A 20,955-nucleotide genomic window follows, 5' to 3' on the forward strand; every position below is an offset into this window, starting at 1 on the left:
TTCTGCGTCGGTGGCAGTCGGTATCGGGAAGTCTCGTCCGCGTAGCCCGCGAACGACGCAAACCGTTCCGGGGCCGTCTTCCATCATTCGGAGCCATCGATGCGGAAATGGTTTCCTCTCCTGACCGTCTGTCTGGCCACGCTCATGTTGCTGGTCGACATCACCATCGTCAGCGTGGCCGTACCGGCCATGACGACCAGCTTGCACTCATCGCTTTCGGCCCTGCAGTGGACGGTCGATCTGTACGTTCTGGTGCTGGCGGCCCTGCTCATGGCGGCCGGCTCCGCCTCCGACCTCGTCGGCAGGCGCCGGGTCTACCTCGTCGGCCTGGTCGTCTTCGCCGGGGCGTCACTCGCCTGCGGCCTGGCGCCCACCAGCGGTCTCCTTGTCGTCGCCCGCGGCGTTCAGGGGCTCGGCGCCGCCGCGATGCTCTCGACCAACATCGCGCTGCTCGCCGGAACCTACAGCGGCCGCGACAGAAGCGTGGCGTTCGGCATCTGGGGAGCGGTCAACGGCATCTCGGCCGCCGCCGGGCCGATCCTGGGCGGGCTGCTCACCCAGCACATCGGGTGGCGGTCCATCTTCCTCGTCAACCTGCCCATCGCGGCGCTCGCATGGGTGATCGCCCGGCGTCATGTGGCCGAGTCGAAGAACCCGGCCGGCGGACGCGTCGACGTGCCCGGCGCCATCACCTTCACCCTGGCCGCGACACTGTTGATCTTCGGGCTGATCCGGGTCGGCGACGACGGCTGGACGGCCCCGGTCCCCGTCGCGCTCTTCGCGGCGACCGCCGCCGCGCTGGTGGCGTTCGTGCTCGTCGAGCGCCGCCGGCGCAATCCCATGCTGGACCTGGCATTGGCCCGTACCCCGTCTTTCGCCGCTCTCATGCTGGGCGCGTTGATCCTCAGCGCGTCCGCGTTCGCCAACCTCGTCTTCGTGTCGATCTGGGCGCAGTCGGTGCTGCGCTTCGACCCGGTCGCGGCCGGACTGGTGCTGACGCCTCTGGGCGCCATGGCGTTCGTGGTGTCCGGTTTCGCCGGGCGATTCATGAACAACATCGCCCCTCAGTGGCCCATCGGGATCGGGTTGCTGCTCATCGGCGCAGGCGGGCTGTTGGACATGCTCGTGACCGGCGACTCGGAGTGGACGGCGCTGCTGCCCGGACTGCTCGTGACCGGGGCCGGGGTCGGGATCTCCTCACCGACACTCGCGGCGGCCGCTGCCGCCGCCGTCCCGCCCGGCAAGGCCGGCATGGCCGGTGCCGCGGTGAACACCCTGCGCCAGTTCGGCTTCGCGCTGGGTATCCCGATCATGACCACCGCGATGGCCGGCGCGGTCCGGCCCGTGCTGGCCGGCAGCGGCTACTTCCCCGACCTGGACCCGGCGACCGCCGCGGTCACCGGTGGTCAGGCGGACACCGTCCTGGACGGCCTGGCCACAACGGTCCACGACGCGGCCGGCCACACGGTGCGATCCGCCTTCGTCGCCGGCCTCGACCAGATCTTCCTGCTCAGCGGAACCAGCGCCCTGATCACCGCCGCCGTTGTCCTGCTGCTGGTCCGCAGGGCCACGCCGGATGGCCACCAAGCCCCTGAAGTCCATCGCGCTCTGAGAGCACCAACCAGAAACATGCCTTGACGCTGACCGTTATTTGAGCGATCGTTCGACTACTTAAGAACTGAGGGGCAGCGGTACACCCTTGGCACGATGGGCGGTTTCAGATGCAAGGCTGGCGGAAGCGGAGTATCGCCACCGGAGTGGTGGCGCTGGTGATGGTCACCTCGGGCTGCTACCGGGACGGCGGCGGCGTCGCGGGCACGGCGGCTCCGGGGAGCACGCCCCAACGGGAGCTCGTCACGACGACCCCCGCCGGGGTCGGGCAGGTCGACAAGGTCACCTGGGCGCTCTACCGGGGCACCACCTCGATCGACCCGATCACCGCGGGCGACTATCCCGAGATCACCGTGACGAGCCTCCTGTGCGAGTCGCTGTTCCGCCAGGCGCCGGACGGGTCGGTGGAGCCCGGCCTCGCGACGCGGCTGGACTTCCCCGACCCGAAGACCGCCGTCCTGACGCTCCGCAAGGGCGTGACGTTCTGGGACGGCTCCCCCATGACCGCCGAAGACGTCGCCTTCAGCATCGAGCGCAACCGCGACCCCAAGGGCGGCGGCTACTGGGTGCCCGTCCTGAACCGCGTGACCTCGGTCGAGGCCACCGGCCCGCTGGAGGTCACCATGAAGCTGAAGCGGGCGGACTACTGGCTGCGCAACGTCCTGTCGTACATGCCGGGCATGGTGGTCTCGAAGAGCTACGTCGAGGCCAAGGGCAAGGACTACGGCACGGTGAAGGGCGGTGCCATGTGCACCGGCTCCTTCGAACTCGGCCAGTGGCGCACCGGCGACGTGCTGTCCGTCGTACGCAACGACGGCTACTGGAACCGCGCGGAGTCCCCGCTGGTGCGGCAGATCGACTTCAAGGGCATCCCCGACGAAGCCACGCTGACCGCGGCACTGCTCACCGGAGAAGTGGACGGCGCCTACCTCGAACTGCCGCTGTCGACGATGGAGCAGATCCGCGCTAGCGGGACGGTGAAGGTCTACCACGGCCCGTCGTACCTCATCGACGCGCTGATCGTCGCCGACGTGGGCAGGGGGACGCTCTCCGACGTACGCGTCCGCCGCGCCCTGTCGCTGGCCATCGACCGCGAGGCGTACATCAAGACCCTGTACAAGGACAGCGCCCGGCCGGCTCGCGCCCTCGGCACCCCCGGCACCTGGGGGTACGAGCAGCAGACCTTCCAGTCCGCCTGGGACGCCCTGCCCGGCCCCAAGACCGACCTGGAGACCGCGCGCAGGCTCGTCCAGGAGGCGGGCGCGACCGGCAAGACCGTGACGTTCGGCATGAGCAACGAGCTCAACAAGCTCGCCACCGAGGCCAACCTCTTCAGGACGGCGGCCGAGAAGATCGGCCTCAAGGCCCGGCTGAAGGCGGTGTCCACCGACGCCTACAGCGGGTTCTTCCTGGATGCGAAGGCCCGCGCCGACGTGGACGGGTTCTTCACCACCAACTACCCCAACTGGGCCGATCCCGGAGCCCTCTACGCGACCCTGTCTCTGCCGGGCGGCCCGCAGGACTACGGCCACTACCGCAACCCGGCGGTGGCCGACCTGCTCGAACGAGCCCGCGGCACCGAGGACACCCGGCAGCGGGCCGAGAGCACCGTACAGGCGCAGAAGATCGTGACCGCGGACCTGCCGTGGATACCGATCGTCGCCCCCGACACGGTCCTTGTGCTCAATGCCAAGCTCACCGGCGCCACGGTGTCCTCTCAGCACCTGTTCGCGCCGTGGGCCGGCAAGCTCGGGGCGGTGGGCTAGGCGCATGGCCGCTTACCTCATGCGGCGGGTGATCATGCTGGCGGCGACACTGCTCGTGTCGAGCTTCGTGGTGTTCGCCGGGCTGTCGGTCGCACCGGGCAATCCGCTGGCCACCCTCTCGGGCGGCCGCTCGCTGCCGCCGGAGAGCGTCGCGCTCCTCGTGCAGCGCTATCACCTGGACGAGCCGTTCCTCGTGCAGTACGCCGCCTGGCTGGGCAACGCCGTCCGGGGCGACCTGGGCATGTCGATCGCTCTCCGGCAGGACGTGTCGGAGCTCATCGGCTCCCGCTCCGGGACGACCATCGCCCTGATCCTCTACGCGGCCCTGATCGTGCTGCTCGCAGGCGTGTCGCTCGGGCTGCTGGCGGCGCTGCGGCCAGGGATCGTGGATTCCCTCGTGGTGATGTCGACAGCGGTGGTGGTGGCCGTTCCGCCCTTCGTCGCCGCGATCGTGCTCATCGGGATCTTCGCCGTGAACCTGCGGTGGCTGCCGGCGCTCGGCAACGGCTCCGGGCTGTGGGACGGTATCCGCCACCTCACGCTTCCGGCCTTCGCCCTGGCAGCGGCCTCCACCGCGGCCGTCGCCCGGGTGACCCGGACCACCGTGCGCGCGGAGCTGGGCCGCGAGCATGTGCAGACGGCGGTCAGCCGCGGCATTCCCTACCGGGCCGTGGTACGCCGCCATGCCCTGCGCAACGCCGCCGTCCCGATCAGCACGCTGGCCGGCATGACGGTGGCCTCGATGATCGCGCTGGCGGCGGTGGTGGAACGCGCCTTCAGCCTCAACGGCCTGGGCTCGTACCTTGTCAGTGCCGCGCTGTCCAAGGACTTCGCCGTCGTGCAGGGCATCTCGCTCGTACTCGTCACGTCGTTCGTCCTCGTCAACACCCTGGTCGACGTCATGGCAGCGGTCCTCGACCCCCGGATCAAGCTGGGGAGGCGAGCATGACCGCGGTCATCGCGCTCCTGGGGAGAAGCCGCCCGAGCAGGTTCGGGCCGCTCGGCACGACGGCCGCCATCGTGATCGTCGCGGCGGTCGCCCTCTCGGCACTCGGACCGGCGCTGTCGTCCGCCGACCCGAACGCCAGCGACTTCGCCAGCGCCTACGCCGCCCCCGGGGCGGGACACCCGCTCGGGTACGACGGCCAGGGACGTGATCTTCTGGCCCGCCTGCTGACCGGCTCGCGAACCTCGCTGCTCGGCCCCCTCTGGGTCGTCGCACTGAGCATGACGGCAGGAACGATCATCGCGATCGCGGCCGCCTGGATCGGAGGATGGCTGGACTCCGTCGTGTCGGCGGCCCTCGACGTGGTGTTCGCCTTCCCGGGAGTCCTGCTCGCGATGCTCGTCGCCGCCGTCTTCGGTCCGGGCCTGAGCGCGGCGGTACTCGCGCTGTCCGTGGCCTACGTCCCGTACATCGCCCGGCTGCTGCGCAGCGCGGCCCTGGCCGAGCGCCGCAAAGCCTACGTCCAGGCGCTGGAGGTGCAGGGGTTGGGGGCGGTGGCGATCTGCCTGCGCCACCTCGTGCCCAACCTCATACCGCTCATCGCCGCCCAAGCCACGCTCTTCTTCGGCTACGCCATGGTGGATCTGGCCATCGTGTCGTACTTCGGCCTCGGCGTGCGGCCGCCCGACGCCGACTGGGGCGTCATGGTCGCCGGCGGGCAGTCCGGTGTCCTCCAGGGGTACCCGGCCGAGTCGTTACTGGCGGGCGGCTGCATCGTCGTCCTGGTCGTGGCGTTCAACGTGCTCGGCGAACGGCTGTCCGACGGCTCCGGGCAGGGCGGGACGTTCGGCCCGTCGCGCTGGTGGCGGCCCAGGCGAGGAGGTGCCGCGTGAGCGACCTGATCGACATCAGCGGCCTGACGGTGCGGCTGCCGCTCGACGGCGAACCGCGGACGGTTCTCAACGACGTGTCGCTGAGCATCGCCGCCGGGGAGGCGGTCGGCCTGGTCGGCGAATCGGGGTCGGGAAAATCCATGACCGCCCGCTCGATCGTGCGGCTGCTCCCTCCGGGCGCGCTCGTCGAGGGGACGATCCGCTACCGCGGGAACGACGTCCGATCGCTGCGCGGGCAGACGCTGCGCGACCTTCGCTCCAGCGTGTCCATGGTCTTCCAGGACCCGCGCGCCCACATCAACCCGGTACGTACGGTGGGCGACTTCCTGACCGAGGCGCTACGCGTCAACCAGCGGGTTTCCCGGCGGGAGGCCGAGGGCCGCGCGATCCGCGTCCTCGACGAGGTGGGCGTGGCGGACGGCCCGCGACGGTTGCGGCAATACCCGCACGAGCTCTCCGGAGGCTTGCTGCAGCGCGTCATGATCGCCGCCGCGCTCCTCACCGAGCCGCGCCTGCTGCTGGCCGACGAGCCCACCACCGCGCTCGACGTCACCACACAGGCCGAGGTGATGGCCATCCTCGACGAACTGCGCCGCGAACGCGGGCTGGCCATGCTGTTCATCACCCACGATCTCGAACTCGCGGCGGCCGTCTGCGACCGGACGGCGGTGATGTACGCGGGCCGTGTCATGGAGGTCCGCGCGTCGGCGCTGCTGCACGACCATGCGCTGCACCCCTACACGGCGGCGCTGGCCGCCGCTCGTCCCTCCCTGGAGCGGCGGGCCGAGCGCCTGGTGACCACACCGGGCCGGCCGCTGTCGGCGTTCGAGGCGCCGGACGGCTGCCCGTTCAGCACCCGGTGCCCGCACGTACGGCAACGCTGCCACGACGAACGACCGGCCCTTCGCCCCCTGGATGGCGGCCAGGTGGCCTGCGTACGAGCCGAGGAGCTGGCGGTGTCACATGACTGACGCGATCCTCGAGGTCGAGGGGCTCCGCAAGGACTTCGGGGACGCGATCGCCGTACGGGATGTGAGCTTCTCGCTCCCCCCGGCAGGCGCGCTGGCCATCGTCGGCGAGTCGGGATCCGGCAAGACCACCGTGGCCCGCATGATCGTGGGCCTCGAACGGCCGACGGCCGGGCGCGTCACCGCCTGCGGGCGCGACCGTTCCCAGCCGGCCCGCTCGGCGCGGGAACGCCGGGACCGCGGCGGCGAGGTCCAGATCGTCTTCCAGGATCCGTACTCCAGCCTCGACCCCCGCCAGAGTCCCGCCGCCGCGGTGGAGGAGGTCCTGCGGTTGCACACCCGGCTCGATCGAAGGCGGCGGCGCGCCAGGGTGGCGGAGCTCGCCGACCTCGTCGGGCTCGACGAACGCCAGCTGGCGGCGCTCCCGTCGCGGCTGTCCGGCGGGCAGCGCCAGCGGGTGGCCATCGCCCGGGCACTCGCCGCCGAGCCGCGGATCCTCATTCTCGACGAGTCCGTCGCCGCGCTCGACGTCTCCATCCAGGCGCAGGTGCTCAACGTGCTGGCGGACGTACGTGAACGTACCGGTGTGGCCTACCTGTTCATCAGCCACGACCTCGCCGTGGTCCGCCAGGTCACCGACGACGTCGTCGTGATGCGGCACGGCGTGATCGTCGAACGCGGGCCGACCGGCCACGTGCTCGACGCGCCCGAGCACCCGTACACGCGGCTGCTGCGCGCGAGCGTCCCCCGCCCCGGCTGGCGTCCCGCCCGCCGGTCTGCCTGACGATGGTGTGGTCTGAAACACGCCGGTGCCCGCTGCTCCGTCACTGCTTGGCTGGTTGCCCTACTCCACGCCTCCGGCTGAACGGGAACCATGTCCACGATCACGCCCATCCGGCCACGCTCACCACTCATCGACTGGCTGGCGGTCGCCTCGCTCACGCTGGGCATCTTCGCGATCGTCACCAGTGAAATCCTGCCCATCGGCCTGTTGACCACCATCGGTGCCGACTTCGGCCTGTCCGACGGCATCGCCGGGCTGACCATGACCCTGCCCGGCATCGTCGCCGCGATCGCCGCGCCCGCCGTCACGCTGGCCACCGCCCGTATGGACCGGCGGGCCATGCTCTGCGCCCTCATGGCGGTACTCGCCATCGCCGACGTACTGGCGGCCGTGGCCGGGTCCTACTGGATCATGCTGATCTCCAGAGCGCTCGTCGGCCTCACCATCGGCGGCTTCTGGTCGATCGGGGCCGGACTGGCCGCCCGCCTGGTGCCGCCGCCGTCAGTCGGCACCGCCACCGCCCTGATCTTCTCCGCCGTGCCGCTGGGCTCCGTACTCGGTGTGCCGGCCGGGACCTTCATCGGCCACCTCGCCGGCTGGCGAACCGCCTTCCTCACCCTGGCCGCGCTGGCGATCCTCGTCCTGATCGCCCTGCTGGCGCTGCTGCCACCGCTGCCCGCCCACCAGGTCACCAGCCCCCGCGTCCTGCTCGACCTGCTACACGAACGGGGCACGAAGATCGCCTTGCTGGCCACCTTCCTCATCGTCCTTGCGCACTTCGGCACCTACACCTACATCACGCCCTTCCTCCAGCACATCACGCACCTGTCCCCCACGGCCATCAGCGCGGCGCTCCTGGCGTACGGCGTCGCCGGAATCGCCGGCAACTTCCTGGCGGGCAAAGCCATCGCCATAAGCCTGCGCGGCGCCTTCGTGGTCACCGGCTGCTTGATCGCGCTCACCACCCTGATGCTGCCCGTGGCCGGCACCACAGCCGTCGGCGCTGTCGTGCTGCTGGTGCTGTGGGGTCTGGCCTACGGCGGCGTGCCCATCTGTTCCCAAGCGTGGTTCCTCGACTCCGCTCCCCGAACGCCGGAAGGCGCCACGATCCTCTTCACCTCCTCGTTCCAGGCGACCTTCGCCCTCGGCGCGTTCGTCGGTGGCGGCATCGTCGACGCCTTCACGGTCTCCACCGTGATGATCTGCGGCGGGCTGACCGCTCTCCTCATGGCGGCATCCTTGTGGTCACTCACCAGGCCACGCTGATCCGGAGGGCGCGGTCCAGCGTGAGAAGACTTCATCTTTACGTGTCGCCACAGTCACTCTATGTAGCGAAAAAACTACAGTGAGTGCTGGCTTTGGAACGGCCGGCAGCTCATCGCCCGGCCCGAGGAGAAGCCTGTCCCGTACAGTCCCTTGCTCGGAAGAGAGCCAGCATGCCTCGCGTCAAGAAGACCACCATGGCCATGGCCGTGACCCTGACCACCTGCGCCGGCGCGCTCGGCGCCTTCGCCCTCCCGGCACTGGCGGATCTCGGCGGCGCCTCCGGCCCGGGCGTCCGCGCCGCCGCCGTCGTCAACGCCAACGGCTCCGTCGTCCGCTCCAAGGGCGTCACCGCCGTCCGCAGGATCGCCGTCGGTCAGTACTGCATCCGGCTCGACGCCGACATCAACGCCATGAACACCGTCCCGGTCGCCACCAGCCAGTGGACGGGCGCGCCCTGGGACTCCAGTATCTTCGTCCGCCCCGACGGCAGCGTCCCCTGTGGGGACTCCCGCGACGTGTTCGTCGGCACCGGTACCGCCGCCGGCGCCCGCGACACCGGCTTCCACGTCATCATCCCCTGACCGAAGCCGTCCCCAGTTCGCCCAGGCGGCCCACCGCCTGGGCGACTCTTTCCGTCCGGTCAGCGCCAGATGCCGGGCACCACGTCCGGCAGCTTCTCCCCGAGCTCTTGCCTGTCGATCACATCGCCGTTCAGGGGCAGGAGTACGGTGACCTGGCGCCCCCACGCGGAGTAGCGGGTGTCCGACTCGATCCGGATGGAGCCGTCGTAGAAGGGCAGCACGGCGATGGCCGACAGCCGCTCCACCAGGCCGGTCGAGCCCAGCCGGATGGTGTAGGAGACCTTGCCGACGCGCCCGCTCTTCGAGCGACTTCCGAAGTGCGAGACGAAGGAGGGGGACACCTTGGCCAGCCTGTCGGTCTTGATCGTCCCTTTCAGCACTCCGTCCCGCCAGGACGCGCGGTGTGCCAGGAGGGCCTTGAGCGTGGCGGGCTCCAGGACCTCGAGCACCAGGTCGCTGGCCGGCAGATCCGTATCCCGGTAACGCACCCACCTCGTCCCCTGGGGCAGCGCGTCATCCACCAGGGGGCCTGATACGTAGTCGTCATACGCCGAAGAGATCATTCTGAGGGGCGTCTGCCACAGGGCGGCGTCGTCCTCTTTCACGATGCTCATCGGTTTCTTGCTGTACCGCATGGTCTGGGACAGATCGGAGGCGATCTCGCCCTGGGGGCCGAACCCGATCGTGCCGTCCATGTCGACACTGATGGACAGGCCGCGACCGTAGTTCACCTTCACGGTGGACACGACGTTGACGGCCTTGCCGCGCGTCAGCTCGGCCTTGAGCGCCTTGACCGGGTCGACCCTGGGTGCCGCCTGCGCCGGGGTGGCGGTGAGCTGCATCAGGCCCGCGACCACGGCGAAGCCGACGATGGTTCGCTTCATTGGATTCCTTGGATGGTCCGAAAAGACGCGAACAATCTCGTGCACCTGTGATCAACAGTCAAGCCGAACCATGAAAGCCGATATTTCCCCATACGGACGGCGGTGTCCTCCTCCCTCTCCTCCGGGTGGACCTACGAGCTTGCTTGATGGTTTTGGAGGGCGCTCACGAATGCCTCGACGATCTGCGGATCAAAGGAGTTGCCCGCCCCCTTCTGAAGTTCCGCCACTGCTTCCTGAAGGGAGCGTGCACCCCGATACCTGCGGTCGGTCGTTGGCCGGCGTCCACATCACGGGCAACGTAGGTGGGCAGGTCACCGGGCGCGCCATCTACCTTGATCGCGGCGTGCACGCCAAGTCGGCGCTGATCGGCATGGGCCACGCGCACGGTGTCCGGCAGTCCCTGAGGAGCGCTCGAGGCTATTCGCTGCCTGGCGGCGTACCAGGCCGAACGCTGCTCGCGCGGCACCCCGCACGCACGCAGGTACCGCTCCAACGTCTCCTGCGTCGGCAGCGTCGCGCCGGACAGCAGATTGTTGAGAGTGCTCGACGGCAGCTTGTCCGGTCTCACCGCCTTGTCCAGTTCGGTGTAAGAGCGGCTCGCTCGCAGTTCATCAAGGGCTTGGGCGAACTCGGTCAACGTCTCGACCGTGGTGGGGTCAGGTGTAGAGGCCATCGCGAGCTCCGCCGGGTCGGCTCTGTCCGCAACGCGGTCGGCGGCGGCGGACGCCTACACCTCGCAGTATGACGCGCCGGCGACCGTCACGCCGGTTGACCACGATGGCGGTGGCCAGGTTGAGGGTGGCCACGGCCAGAGGAAGGAGGGTGAGCAGGAGATCCATCGCATGCGCTCCAGGGTTTCGGCCGAGCCGGGTGCACGGCGCTTCGCCCCCAAGCACAGCCCGGCGAGGATGGGTCCGGCACCCCATCCGGACCAAGTCGGACGCACCCTCTCGAATGATCTCGAGTTCGGGCAGGCTGGAGCGGTTGCCGGCGCGCGGATCTACGTGGGGAACGGGCGAGTCCGGTGCTGTCCGTCGCGTGTCGCCGAAGACTTGGTCGCGCCGCCGGATCGATGACCGCTGACCCCCGCCTGCGGCGCTCGCCTTCCCGTCATTCCCTGACATGTCACACAACCGCCACGCGGCCGTTCATGTCCTCGGGCGATCATCCGGGTGTGTATCGCTTCCCCATGGCCGTCGTACTCGCGGTGGGCATCGGCCTGACATCCCCCGTCCAGGCCACGACCGTCCGCGACGCCGTCTGGCGGATCGGCTACCGCTCCGGCCCGGACACGGTCGTCAACGACCTCGCCGCCACCGGACCGAGCGACGCATGGGCCGCGGGCGCGCGCGGCACCAAGGAGCGGGATCCGCGTACCGGCTCGTTCTTCACCGCTCCCCTGATCATGAGGTGGAACGGCCAGGTCTGGACCGAGATGCGCTCGGCCCCCTCCGGCCCCCAAGGATTCCCGCTCCGCGAGCTCTCCCGCATCGAGGCCTCCTCACCGGCCAACGTGTGGATCGCCGGCACCGCCGAGGGCGACCGCTCCGTGCTGTCCCGCTGGGACGGCGGCCGCTGGCGGCTCATGGGCTGGGGCCGCACCACGATCACCGATCTGGACGTCGCCGGCGCCGACCACACCTGGGTGGTGGGCCACGACGAGCGCTCCAAAGGGACGTTCTTCAAACACTTCCACCACGGCCGCTGGACGAGCCTGTCCGCTCCGGCCGGCCTGAAGGAGATCAGCGTACGGTCGGCCTCCGACATCTGGGGGCCGGCCTCCGGCACGATCACGCACTGGAACGGCAAGACGTGGCAGCCGGTGAACCTGCCCGCCATCACGCCGCCGTCCGCGCCCGACCCCGCCTACGGCCCCGTGCGGCCCACCTTCAACGAAGTGCTCGTCACCCGGCGGAACGAGGTCTGGATCGCCGTGGGCTTCCAGCAGGGTGACTGGTCGCAGCCGGGAACCGTGCTCCTGCACCAGCAGGCCGGCACCTGGCGGCAGATCCGGCTGCCCGGCGACGTCGTCACGGCGCTGTCCTGCGATGGCGACGGGCCTGTGTACGCGGCCTCCACCCGCCAGTCGATCACCGCGACGCCGGAAGGGCAGGACCCCTACGCCTACACCACCGTGTCCATCGACACGCTACGGGTGACCGGCGCGAGCCTGACCCGGCAGAACGTCACACCGGTCACGACCGGATTCCAATGGTCGAACGTGACCACCATCCCGGCCGCCGGCACGGCACTGGCCGCCGGTTACGCCTGGAGGCCGCCCCAAGGCAGCGTCATCCTCCGCTACGACTCTCCATGACGCCGTCAAGCAGCGACGGGTTGCGGGGAACAGCCCTTCCGGCTCCGCGTGACGCCCCGGGCGCGCTGACCGACTTGACGCAACCAGATGGTTGCCATAAATTTATAGCAACCGAATGGTTGCCATAGATGGAGGTGCGTCATGGGTTTTCCCGATCGGATCGAGCGCAGCATCACCGTCGCCCAACCGCCGGCGACGGTGTGGGAAGCGATCACGACGGCTGAGGGACTGGGCACGTGGTTCGGCCACAAGGCGACCGTCGACCTGCGCGTCGGCGGCCTCGCGCAGCTGACCTTCGAGGGCGGCCACCGTGCCGACCTGCGTATCGAGCGCCTCGAGCCACCGCACGTGTTCGGCTACACCTGGGGCATCTACGGCCTGCCGGCCGACGATCCGCGCCGTACCTATGTCGAGTTCACCCTTGAGCCGGTAGGTGAAGGGACGCGGCTCACCGTGGTCGAAACCGGCTTCGCGCAACTGCCCGACGACCTCTACTCCGGCGCGTACGGCGGCAACGTCGAGGGCTGGCAGAAGGAGCTGGGCGAGCTGGTCGAATACCTCGATGCCCGCGCGTGACCCGGAGGCCGTCGCGGAAGAGGTCTTCGCCGCGCTGGCCGATCCCAGCAGGCGGAGCATCCTGGCCGCGCTCGCGTCCCGCGGGCCGGCCACGGCGACGGACCTGGCGGCCGACCTGCCGATCACCCGGCAGGCGATCGCCAAGCACCTCGCCCTGCTCACCGAGGCCGGGCTGGTCATCGCCGAGCCCGGCGAGCGGCGCCGCGTCCGCTACCGGCTCCAGTCGGCCCCCATCCAGGTCGCGCAGCAGTTTCTCGCCGCGCTGGCCCGTGACTGGGACTCGAACCTCGACGCCCTCAGACGCCGGCTGGATTCGTAAGGGGTACCGACCGGGGCGTACCGGAAAACGCCGAGGGCATGCCCCCGATGTAGCCCTGTGTGTTCCTGGGCTCACGAAAGGAGAGAACAATGACCGATCACAAGACCGGAACACGTGAAGAATGGCTCGCGGCCCGCCTGGAGCTGCTCGAAGCCGAGAAGGCCCTGACGCGGCGCGGCGACGAACTGGCGCGGTGGCGCCAGGAGCTGCCCTGGGTCCGTGTCGACAAGAAGTACCACTTCGAGACCGACGAGGGCGCGGCATCCCTCGCCGAGCTCTTCCGAGGACGCTCGCAACTGCTCGTCTACCACTTCATGTTCGGGCCCGACTACACCGCGGGGTGTCCGTCCTGCTCGGCGATCGCGGACGGCTTCGACGGCTCCGTCGTCCACCTCGCCAACCACGACGTCACACTCTGCGCGGTGTCGCGGGCGCCGCTCGCCAAGCTGCAGGCGTACAAGCGGCGGATGGGCTGGAGCTTCCCCTGGGCCTCGTCATACGACAGCGACTTCAACTACGACTTCCAGGCGGCGCACACCGAGGAGGAGTGGCGGTCGGGAGCCGTCGAGTACAACTTCCGCAAGAGCGACTTCCGGCCGCCGGCCGGTCAGGAGGGTGCCGGGCTCGACGAGTTCGCATCGAGCATCGTCGGAACGGACTGGGTGACGTACCGGCGAGAAGGGCCCGGTGTCAGCGCGTTCGCGCTCGAGGACGGCGTCGTCTATCACACCTACTCGGCGTACGAGCGCGGGCTGGACGGCCTCTGGGGCATGTACCAGTGGCTCGACCGCGCGCCGCTCGGCCGCAACGAGAACGGCTTCTGGTGGCGCCGCCATGACGAGTACGACAGTCAGTGACACGTGGAAAAGGCCGCCAGCCGGTTGCGCCGCTCCAGGCGGCTGACGGCCGCCGCCGAGGTCAGGCCGGCGGCGGCCAGGAGCAGCCAGGGCAGGTTCGCCCAGCCGGAGGAGCGGGCCACGTCGACCAGGGCGCCGGCCAGCAGGTTGCCTGTCAGGATGCCGGCGCCGGACAGCAGGTTGTACACCCCGTAGTAGGTGCCGATCAGCCGGTCTCCCGCCATGTCGGCGATGGTCGCCATCTCGAAGGGAAAGGCGATCATCGTGCCGAGGGTGAGCAGGATCGCACAGGCGACCGCGGGCAGCAGGGACCACGGCGCGGGGACCGCCACCGCCATCGGCGCGAAGGCCAGCCCCGTCAGCGCCAGCCCGCGGGCGATCGCCTGGCCCCGGGTCCAGCGCGCGGCGCACCAGGCGGTCAGGCGCACCTGTCCGGCGATGCCGAGCAGGGCCGACAGCGCGTACAACGCCGTCACTCCCCGGTCGCCGCCGCCGGTGCGCTGCACCTCCAGCGGCAGCCCGAGGTACATCTGGTAGGACAGCCCGTAGGAGGCGATCATCGCCGTGGCGAAGGACAGGAAGGCGCGATCACTGAACGCCTGTTTCCAGTCACGCAGTACGGGCTGGCGCTCATCTCTGTCCATGACGCGACGCTTGGGCAGGTACCTCCCCTGCAAGACCGTCAGCGCCGCGAAGATCGCCGCCGCTGACAGGCACACGGCGGTGAAGCCGACGCTCAACAGGACCACGCCGACGAGCGGGCCCAGCAGGATGCCGGCCTGGTAGAACACGTTGAACACGGCGAACGCCTCGACCTTGCGCTCCCCCGCCTCGCAGGCGAGGTAGGCGCGCGCCGCCGGGTTGAACAGCGCCCCGGCGAAACCGGTCAGCACTGCGGCCAGACCCAGCAGCGGAAGCGAGGTGGTCAGCCCGAACAGGGCGAACCCGACGGTCCGCAGCGCGCACCCCATCATGATCATCGGTTTGTAGCCGAGCCGGTCCGACAGGCTGCCGCCGACCAGGAACATGCCCTGCTGGCTCATGTTCCGCAGTCCCAGGATCAGCCCGATCGCCCAGGCCGCCAGCCCCGCGCCGGTGGCCAGGTGCTGGGCGAGGTAGGGCATGAGCATGTAGAAGCCGAGGTTGATGCCGACCTGGTTGATCTGCAGGAGCTGGATCGGGCGGTCGAAGGAGCGGAACTGCCGCAGCGCGCCGATCACCGCATGCTCCCCAGCGGGTCGCTGATGTTGGCGCAGCGTGTCCACCGGTGCACCTCGCGGTCGGTGGGGGTCTCCAGCAGGTCCGGTTCGTCGTTCGGGACGGTGCCGAGCAGGGCGTTGGCGTGGCAGTAGTCGTCGTCGTAAATGGTGTCCCAGTACCGCCACGGCCCGTCGGGGAAGACGGCGACGATGGTCTGGCCGGCGGTGACGCGGGCGATCCAGCCGGCCACCAGTGTGACCGCGCCGGTGCTCCATCCGCCGGAGATGTAGTGGCGGGCGGCGAGGGTACGGCAGGCCCACACCGCCTCGGCCGGGCTGACCCAGTGCACCTCGCTGAAGGAGTCGTAGGCGACGTTGCGGGGGTGGATGCTGCTGCCCAGCCCGCGCATCAGCCGTGGCCTGCCGGGCTGGCCGAAGATCTTGGACCCGACCGTGTCGACGCCGACCAGCCTGAGGCCGGGGAAGTGGCGGCGCAGCACATTGAAGATGCCGGCGCTGTGCCCTCCGGTGCCGACCGAGCACACCAGGACGTCGATGTGGGGCAGCCGGGCCAGCAACTCGTGTGCCAGCCCGGCGTAGGCGTCGACGTTGTCGGGGTTGTTGTACTGGTCGGGGCAGTAGGAACCGGGGATCTCCGCCAGCAGGCGCTGTACGTGCTCCCGGCGGGCCTGCTGCCATCCACCGACGGCATGCGGCCGGGCCACGATCTCCAGGCGGACGCCGTAGGAGGTGAGCAGCCGCCGCATGAGCGGCTCCATGCCCGGGTCGCCCACCAGCACGACCGGGTGGCCGAAGACGATGCCCGCCAGCGCCAGGCCCAGCCCGAGCGTGCCGCTGGTGGACTCGATGATGGTCGCGCCGGGTTCGAGGTCTCCTCTGGCGCGTGCCTGGCGGACCATGTGCAGGGCGGGCCGGTCCTTGATCCCGCCCGGGTTGAAGCCCTCCAGCTTGGCCCAGAACCCGCTGCCTCCTGACACGCGGGGATCGGCGATGAATGCCAGCGGGGTGTTCCCCACCGCGAGGGAGAGTGATGAATATCCGGCTGATGGCGCGCTCGGAAAGCGTACGGAAGTTGATGGCGATGGCATGTGGTTGGTCCCCGATGCGAATGATGCTGTCCGGGCCTGACGGAATAACCGCCGGGCCAACGGAAATGGACGACGACGAATGAAAACGCCGACGTCCTATATGCGCAGGGCGCAGAATTCCGCGAAAGCGGTCAAAGCCGGTGGCGACCTGTCCCCCCAGGTCGCCGGAGATCTCCCGGCGAGCCGCGCCGAGGAAGCGCAGGAGCCCGCCGGCAGGTCGAAGGACACCGACACGCCGGCCGGGCAGTCCTCTTCGGTCCCGTGATGATGGCCGACCGGCAGTTCGCGATGCAGACACCGCGCATCCGGCGAGCTCACCGACATGATCGGGGTGAACCGGACGCCGTGCTCAGCGTGCGCGCCCGCTTCCGACAGCATCACGGCCGCGCACCCGCCGCCATGAGCGAACACCACACCAATGATCATGACGAGGACGACCAAGGCGTTCGCGAACAGCCGGCCGGCGCTCCATGGGGCCGGACGGCGAGAACGAACTGATCGTGTCGCGAGCATCACTGGCAATGATGCCCGGCGCGCGGCAGGACGCGCCCAGCGAAGACAAAGGTTTCCGTAAAGCGGGATTCCCTGTTCGCGACATGCCACATTCAGCGAAATACATTTGGTCATCCTGCCGACTTACGTGGAGTTTTTCTATGAGCCTGTCCCGACGCAGGATGGTGGCCGGGCTGGGCGCGCTGGCCGCCGGCCCCGCCCTCACCGATCCGCTGATCGTTCCGTCGGGCATCGCGCCCGAGCTGCTGGCCCGCGATGAGCCCTTCTGGGCCGCGGTCGCACGGCGGTTCCGGGTGAGCACGGAGTTCGTCAACCTGGAGAACGGCTACTACGGCATCATGCCCGAGCCCGTACGACGGGCCTATCACCGCAACGTCGACCACCTCAACGAGGTCAGCTCCTACCTGCTGCGCACCACGTACAAGAGCCAGGCCGACCAGGTCCGCCGGCGTATCGCCGCCCTGCTGGGCGTCGCGATGGAGGAGATCGCGCTGACCCGCGGCGGCACGGAGGCCCTGCAGAATCTGATCGCCGGCTACCGCGGGCTCCGCCCCGGCGACGCGGTCATGTACGCCGACCTGGACTACCACAGCGCCCAGTACGCGATGAACTGGCTGCGCGAGCGCCGCGCCGTGCGGGTCGAGCGGCTCGTCATCCCGGAACCGGCGACCCGGCAGGCGGTGCTGGACGCCTATGCCCAAGCACTGCGCGAGCGGCCGGGAGTCAAGCTGCTCCTGCTGTCGCACATGAACAACCGCACCGGCCTGGTGCTGCCGGTCAAGCAGATCACCGCGCTGGCCCGCGCCCACGGTGTCGACGTCATCGTCGATGCCGCCCACTCCTGGGGACAACTGGACTTCACCATCGCCGACCTCGGCGCCGAGTTCGCCGCCTTCTCGCTGCACAAGTGGATGGGCGCGCCCTTGGGATCCGGATTCCTCTACATCCGTCAGGATCGCCTGGCCGACATCGACCGCGTCTTCGCCGATGAGACCTATCCCGCGCAGGACATCCGCTCCCGGGTCCACTCCGGCACCATGGACGTCGCCCCGATCCTCACCGTGGGCGCGGCCCTGGACTTCCACGACGCTCTCGGCTCGGCGCGCAAGCAGGAACGCCTGCGCTACCTGCGCGACCGGTGGGTCCAGCAGGTGCGTGACGTCCCCGGCATGGAGATCCTCACGCCCGAGGACCCTGCGATGTACGGCGCCCTCACCGCGTTCCGGGTGAGCGGGCGTACCAGCGAGGCCGACAACGTCGCCATCACCGACCATCTGATGAGCCGCCACCGCATCTTCACCGTCCGCCGCGGCGGCGTCAGCGCGGGCGACTGCGTCCGGGTGACTCCCGCCCTGTTCACCTCTGCGGACGACGTCGACCGGCTCGCCCTGGCACTGCGCGACCTCGCCGGATCGCACCTATGGTTGACGCATGAACGCATCTTCAGCTAATCAAGTGACGGACGTCGACAGCTGCAGCACCAGGGTGGTCGACGCGGAGCGGGTCGCGGCCGTGAACGCGCGCATGCCGGCCGACACCGACCTGACCGACACCGCCGACGTCTTCGGACTGCTCTCCGATCCCGGCCGGTTGCGGCTGCTCATGGCGCTGCTCGAGGGAGAACTGTGCGTGTGCGATCTGGCGGTGGTGAGCGGGCTGAGCGAGTCCGCCACCTCCCACGCCCTGCGCCTGCTCCGAGCGCATCGCGTGGTCTCGGTACGGCGGGCCGGCCGGATGGCCTACTACCGGCTCGACGACGCGCACGTCCGCATGCTGCTGGACCTGGCCGCGGCTCACACGGCCCACACGCAGGCGATCCACCCCGAACGAGAGGCGTAGGAGAACGATTGACAGATCGACAGCGGTCCTGCGACCCTCACATCTGAGCATCTGTTCATGTATTAGATTGAGAGGACATCATGGCGGAAGACCATCACCACGGCGGACAAGGGCATGGGCACGGGCACGGGCACGCCGTCAGCGTGGACGCCGACCGCCGTTACCTGGGCGGCGCGCTGGCGCTGATCGTCGGCTTCATGGCGGTCGAGGTCGTCATCGGCCTGGTGGCACAGTCACTGGCGCTGATCTCCGACGCCGGGCACATGCTGACCGACGCGGTGGCCATCGTCTTCGCCCTGATCGCGATGCGCATCGCCGCCCGGCCCCCGCAGGGTGGCTTCACCTACGGGCTGAAGCGGGCCGAGATCATCTCGGCCCAGGTCAATGGCATCACGCTGCTGCTGTTGAGTGCGTACTTCATCTACGAAGGCGTCCGCCGGATCCTTGAACCCTCCCAGGTGGAGGGCCTGTACGTGGTGGTGACCGGACTGGCCGGGATCGCCGTCAACCTGGCGGCCACCTGGCTGCTGTCGCGCGCCAACCGCTCCAGCCTGAACGTCGAGGGCGCCTACCAGCACATCCTCAACGACCTGTTCGCCTTCATCGCCACCACGATCGCGGGCGCGGTGGTGTGGCTGACCGGCTGGGCGCAGGCCGACGCGATCGCCGCCCTGGTGGTGGCGGGGCTGATGCTCAAGGCGGGCTGGGGGCTGGTGCGCGACGCCGGCCGGGTGTTCATGGAAGCCGCGCCCGTGGGCATGAACCCCGCCGAGATCGGCCAGCGGGCGGCCGCCCTGGACCACGTCGTCGAGGTCCATGACCTGCACGTCTGGGAGGTCACCTCCGGCTACGCCGCCCTGTCGGCGCACATCCTGGTCATGCCGGGCGCCGACTGCCACGCCGTACGAGTGGCCGCCGAGCGGCTGCTGCACGACTCCTACGCCATCGAACACACCACCCTGCAGGTCGACCACGCCCCGCCCGAGCTGCTGACCATCGGCGAGGCGGACGCGCACTGCGCCGACTCACACGGCCCCTCGCACAAGGGAACCTCGGTGCCACAGCCGAAGGATCTGCCTGTCGACCCGTGATCAAAACGTTGAGGTTAGTCAGAGATTGCCGCCCATATCCCGACTTACGCTACGACGGACGGCGTACGGGGTGAGGGGATCGCATGGGGACGTTGATGACGCGGATGGCCGCCGCCCTCAAGGGAGAGGTCCGGGCCGACGAGCTCGAAGCGTACCGGCGGGCGGGCGGGATCGTGTACACCGAGCTGGAGCAGGCTGAAAGCCTCCGGCGCCGGCTGGCCCAGGACGGGGTGAACCTGTGGCACGGCCCGCAGGGGGCGGCCGGGCAACTGCTGTGCGTGTGGAACGCGTTCGTCCTCCAGGCCATCGGCGAGCACCTGCTGGACGCCGACTACGCGGCCGACCCCCGCACCTCCGGATTCGTGCCGCCGGTGACCGCCCAGCAGGTGGGGGCGTGCTTCGCGCAGGTGGAAGGCTGGGTGTCGCGGGCGCGGCAGGCGGCGGGCAACCCCGGCTACCTGGTGGAGCAGGAACTGCTCCTCCCGGCCGACCTGCCGGAGTGGGCCGAGGCCAGCCCATGTCCGCTGCCGCACCTGCATGGCATGCTCGCCGCGTCCCGCTCGATCCGCCAGCACGCCGAGGTCGCCCTCGGCGTCTTCGAGCAGACGGTCGCCGACGCCGATCGGCACCTGAACGCGTTGCGGCGGCTCAGGCAACTCGTCGCCGAGGCCGCGACCGCCGCCGACTACGCCGAGGGGCTGCTGGACACCAACCCGAACTCGCGCATGCACGAGGCGATCGAGCAGCGGCTGCAGCGGGCGCTGGAGATCTACTACCACCTCGGCCAGCTGACCGCGATGCCGCAACTCATCGCCGGCTACAAAGGGGTGGACGCGAGACGGGCCGCGCCGCCCGTCGCGGTGCCGCCGGTGAACACCCGCGATTTCGACCCCTGGTGCCTGACCGACCCGCAGAAGCGCGGTGTATGGCAGGCCGATCCCCGCGCCCGGCAGGCGATCAAGGAGATGTGGGAGTACGACCCCGACCCGGCACGCACCCTGCGCATCCAGGCCGAGATCGACGCCGCGTTCACCGGTGGCGCCATCACCTACGCCACCGACGCAGGGGGCAATCCGTACGGCAGCTACTACTGCTGCCCGTGGGCCGCCATCTACCTGGTCCGGCGCCCGGTCATCATCGGTGGCACCCGGCTTCGGACGATGCAGCAGTTCACGTACGAGGTGTCGGCCGAGGACGTGCCACGGGGCGGCCCGTTCAAACGCGAGATCATCGTGTCCAACTTCAAGCCGACGAACCGGGTCGACTACTGCGACCCCGACGGCCTGCACGGTTGATTACGCGAGCGTCCCAGGGCCTGTCGGCCTCGGGGCGCAGCTCGTCCTCGCCATAGACACCTTAAATTGAACACACATGTTCAAGTTGCTCGTAGAGTCGTCTACGATAACTCGTACATTGCTGTTCAATTTAAGGAGATC

21 protein-coding genes are annotated in these 20,955 nt (G+C 69.5%); 16 read left to right on the forward strand and 5 right to left on the reverse strand.

Going from position 1 to position 20,955, the window contains the following annotated elements:
* The first annotated feature begins 99 nt into the window (after positions 1–99).
* The 8 genes from AB0B91_RS24535 (at position 100) to AB0B91_RS24570 (ending at position 8,815) form a co-directional block, all read left to right on the forward strand.
* Positions 100–1,638, forward strand: a complete 1,539-nt coding sequence (locus AB0B91_RS24535; RefSeq protein ID WP_358323714.1) for an MFS transporter — start codon at positions 100–102, stop codon at positions 1,636–1,638.
* 83 nt (positions 1,639–1,721) lie between these two features.
* Positions 1,722–3,377: an ABC transporter substrate-binding protein gene (locus AB0B91_RS24540; protein ID WP_358323717.1), complete on the forward strand. Its 1,656-nt coding sequence runs from the start codon at positions 1,722–1,724 to the stop codon at positions 3,375–3,377.
* A 4-nt stretch (positions 3,378–3,381) separates the two neighbouring features.
* Positions 3,382–4,326, forward strand: coding sequence for an ABC transporter permease (locus AB0B91_RS24545; protein WP_358323720.1), 945 nt, complete (start codon positions 3,382–3,384; stop codon positions 4,324–4,326).
* Positions 4,323–5,216, forward strand: coding sequence for an ABC transporter permease (locus AB0B91_RS24550; RefSeq protein WP_358323723.1), 894 nt, complete (start codon positions 4,323–4,325; stop codon positions 5,214–5,216). Before AB0B91_RS24545 ends, AB0B91_RS24550 begins: the two co-directional genes overlap by 4 nt.
* On the forward strand, positions 5,213–6,187 hold the full coding sequence (locus AB0B91_RS24555; protein ID WP_358323726.1) for an ABC transporter ATP-binding protein: 975 nt from the start codon (positions 5,213–5,215) through the stop codon (positions 6,185–6,187). Before AB0B91_RS24550 ends, AB0B91_RS24555 begins: the two co-directional genes overlap by 4 nt.
* Positions 6,180–6,968 (forward strand): ATP-binding cassette domain-containing protein, encoded by a 789-nt coding sequence (locus AB0B91_RS24560; RefSeq protein ID WP_358323728.1) that lies wholly within the window; start codon positions 6,180–6,182, stop codon positions 6,966–6,968. The genes AB0B91_RS24555 and AB0B91_RS24560 overlap by 8 nt, the downstream gene beginning before the upstream one ends.
* A gap of 90 nt (positions 6,969–7,058) precedes the next feature.
* Positions 7,059–8,234: an MFS transporter gene (locus AB0B91_RS24565; RefSeq protein WP_358323731.1), complete on the forward strand. Its 1,176-nt coding sequence runs from the start codon at positions 7,059–7,061 to the stop codon at positions 8,232–8,234.
* 170 nt (positions 8,235–8,404) lie between these two features.
* A complete protein-coding gene (locus AB0B91_RS24570; RefSeq protein ID WP_219528248.1) occupies positions 8,405–8,815 on the forward strand; it encodes a hypothetical protein in 411 nt (136 codons plus the stop codon).
* Positions 8,816–8,874: 59 nt separating this feature from the next.
* Here AB0B91_RS24570 and AB0B91_RS24575 read toward each other — a convergent pair whose 3' ends face one another.
* Both AB0B91_RS24575 and AB0B91_RS24580 read right to left on the reverse strand, forming a co-directional pair.
* Entirely contained in the window at positions 8,875–9,699 is an 825-nt protein-coding gene (locus AB0B91_RS24575; protein ID WP_358323734.1) for a hypothetical protein, read from the reverse strand.
* Between the two features lie 163 nt (positions 9,700–9,862).
* Positions 9,863–10,336, reverse strand: coding sequence for a helix-turn-helix transcriptional regulator (locus tag AB0B91_RS24580; protein WP_358323737.1), 474 nt, complete (start codon positions 10,334–10,336; stop codon positions 9,863–9,865).
* A 552-nt stretch (positions 10,337–10,888) separates the two neighbouring features.
* Here AB0B91_RS24580 and AB0B91_RS24585 point away from each other — a divergent pair.
* From AB0B91_RS24585 to AB0B91_RS24600, 4 genes are all read left to right on the forward strand, one after another.
* Positions 10,889–12,016: a hypothetical protein gene (locus AB0B91_RS24585; protein ID WP_358323740.1), complete on the forward strand. Its 1,128-nt coding sequence runs from the start codon at positions 10,889–10,891 to the stop codon at positions 12,014–12,016.
* Positions 12,017–12,157: 141 nt separating this feature from the next.
* Positions 12,158–12,592 (forward strand): SRPBCC domain-containing protein, encoded by a 435-nt coding sequence (locus AB0B91_RS24590; RefSeq protein WP_358323743.1) that lies wholly within the window; start codon positions 12,158–12,160, stop codon positions 12,590–12,592.
* A complete protein-coding gene (locus tag AB0B91_RS24595; RefSeq protein ID WP_358323746.1) occupies positions 12,579–12,911 on the forward strand; it encodes a metalloregulator ArsR/SmtB family transcription factor in 333 nt (110 codons plus the stop codon). The genes AB0B91_RS24590 and AB0B91_RS24595 overlap by 14 nt, the downstream gene beginning before the upstream one ends.
* A gap of 89 nt (positions 12,912–13,000) precedes the next feature.
* Positions 13,001–13,768 (forward strand): thioredoxin family protein, encoded by a 768-nt coding sequence (locus tag AB0B91_RS24600; protein WP_358323749.1) that lies wholly within the window; start codon positions 13,001–13,003, stop codon positions 13,766–13,768.
* Here the strand turns inward: AB0B91_RS24600 and AB0B91_RS24605 are convergent.
* The 3 genes from AB0B91_RS24605 to AB0B91_RS24615 all read right to left on the reverse strand — a co-directional run bounded on the left by AB0B91_RS24605 (position 13,762) and on the right by AB0B91_RS24615 (position 16,589).
* A complete protein-coding gene (locus tag AB0B91_RS24605) occupies positions 13,762–15,033 on the reverse strand; it encodes an MFS transporter (RefSeq protein WP_358323752.1) in 1,272 nt (423 codons plus the stop codon). The genes AB0B91_RS24600 and AB0B91_RS24605 overlap by 7 nt on opposite strands.
* The gene (locus tag AB0B91_RS24610) at positions 14,985–16,004 is read right to left on the reverse strand and encodes a PLP-dependent cysteine synthase family protein (protein WP_358323755.1); all 1,020 of its coding nucleotides are present in this window, start codon (positions 16,002–16,004) and stop codon (positions 14,985–14,987) included. Before AB0B91_RS24610 ends, AB0B91_RS24605 begins: the two co-directional genes overlap by 49 nt.
* A gap of 168 nt (positions 16,005–16,172) precedes the next feature.
* On the reverse strand, positions 16,173–16,589 hold the full coding sequence (locus tag AB0B91_RS24615; protein WP_358323758.1) for a hypothetical protein: 417 nt from the start codon (positions 16,587–16,589) through the stop codon (positions 16,173–16,175).
* A 140-nt stretch (positions 16,590–16,729) separates the two neighbouring features.
* Between AB0B91_RS24615 and AB0B91_RS24620 the strand changes: the two genes are divergently transcribed.
* The 4 genes from AB0B91_RS24620 (at position 16,730) to AB0B91_RS24635 (ending at position 20,814) form a co-directional block, all read left to right on the forward strand.
* Entirely contained in the window at positions 16,730–18,040 is a 1,311-nt protein-coding gene (locus AB0B91_RS24620; protein WP_358323761.1) for an aminotransferase class V-fold PLP-dependent enzyme, read from the forward strand.
* A gap of 4 nt (positions 18,041–18,044) precedes the next feature.
* Positions 18,045–18,428: a metalloregulator ArsR/SmtB family transcription factor gene (locus AB0B91_RS24625; protein ID WP_358323763.1), complete on the forward strand. Its 384-nt coding sequence runs from the start codon at positions 18,045–18,047 to the stop codon at positions 18,426–18,428.
* An 80-nt stretch (positions 18,429–18,508) separates the two neighbouring features.
* On the forward strand, positions 18,509–19,519 hold the full coding sequence (locus AB0B91_RS24630; RefSeq protein WP_358323766.1) for a cation diffusion facilitator family transporter: 1,011 nt from the start codon (positions 18,509–18,511) through the stop codon (positions 19,517–19,519).
* Between the two features lie 83 nt (positions 19,520–19,602).
* On the forward strand, positions 19,603–20,814 hold the full coding sequence (locus AB0B91_RS24635) for a hypothetical protein (RefSeq protein ID WP_358323769.1): 1,212 nt from the start codon (positions 19,603–19,605) through the stop codon (positions 20,812–20,814).
* Positions 20,815–20,955 lie beyond the last annotated feature (141 nt).

The sequence above is a fragment of the Nonomuraea sp. NPDC049141 genome (assembly GCF_040648415.1).
Lineage (GTDB): Bacteria > Actinomycetota > Actinomycetes > Streptosporangiales > Streptosporangiaceae > Nonomuraea.

Excerpts from the sequence above, each read along its gene's own strand:
- AB0B91_RS24595 (WP_358323746.1), top strand. The coding sequence starts at position 12,579 with ATGCCCGCGCGTGACCCGGAGGCCGTCGCGGAAGAGGTCTTCGCCGCG.
- AB0B91_RS24535 (WP_358323714.1), top strand. The coding sequence starts at position 100 with ATGCGGAAATGGTTTCCTCTCCTGACCGTCTGTCTGGCCACGCTCATG.
- AB0B91_RS24550 (WP_358323723.1), top strand. The coding sequence starts at position 4,323 with ATGACCGCGGTCATCGCGCTCCTGGGGAGAAGCCGCCCGAGCAGGTTC.
- AB0B91_RS24575 (WP_358323734.1), bottom strand. The coding sequence starts at position 9,699 with ATGAAGCGAACCATCGTCGGCTTCGCCGTGGTCGCGGGCCTGATGCAG.
- AB0B91_RS24585 (WP_358323740.1), top strand. The coding sequence starts at position 10,889 with ATGGCCGTCGTACTCGCGGTGGGCATCGGCCTGACATCCCCCGTCCAG.
- AB0B91_RS24565 (WP_358323731.1), top strand. The coding sequence starts at position 7,059 with ATGTCCACGATCACGCCCATCCGGCCACGCTCACCACTCATCGACTGG.
- AB0B91_RS24635 (WP_358323769.1), top strand. The coding sequence starts at position 19,603 with ATGGGGACGTTGATGACGCGGATGGCCGCCGCCCTCAAGGGAGAGGTC.
- AB0B91_RS24630 (WP_358323766.1), top strand. The coding sequence starts at position 18,509 with ATGGCGGAAGACCATCACCACGGCGGACAAGGGCATGGGCACGGGCAC.
- AB0B91_RS24620 (WP_358323761.1), top strand. The coding sequence starts at position 16,730 with ATGAGCCTGTCCCGACGCAGGATGGTGGCCGGGCTGGGCGCGCTGGCC.
- AB0B91_RS24560 (WP_358323728.1), top strand. The coding sequence starts at position 6,180 with ATGACTGACGCGATCCTCGAGGTCGAGGGGCTCCGCAAGGACTTCGGG.
- AB0B91_RS24570 (WP_219528248.1), top strand. The coding sequence starts at position 8,405 with ATGCCTCGCGTCAAGAAGACCACCATGGCCATGGCCGTGACCCTGACC.
- AB0B91_RS24590 (WP_358323743.1), top strand. The coding sequence starts at position 12,158 with ATGGGTTTTCCCGATCGGATCGAGCGCAGCATCACCGTCGCCCAACCG.
- AB0B91_RS24545 (WP_358323720.1), top strand. The coding sequence starts at position 3,382 with ATGGCCGCTTACCTCATGCGGCGGGTGATCATGCTGGCGGCGACACTG.
- AB0B91_RS24615 (WP_358323758.1), bottom strand. The coding sequence starts at position 16,589 with ATGCTCGCGACACGATCAGTTCGTTCTCGCCGTCCGGCCCCATGGAGC.
- AB0B91_RS24540 (WP_358323717.1), top strand. The coding sequence starts at position 1,722 with ATGCAAGGCTGGCGGAAGCGGAGTATCGCCACCGGAGTGGTGGCGCTG.
- AB0B91_RS24600 (WP_358323749.1), top strand. The coding sequence starts at position 13,001 with ATGACCGATCACAAGACCGGAACACGTGAAGAATGGCTCGCGGCCCGC.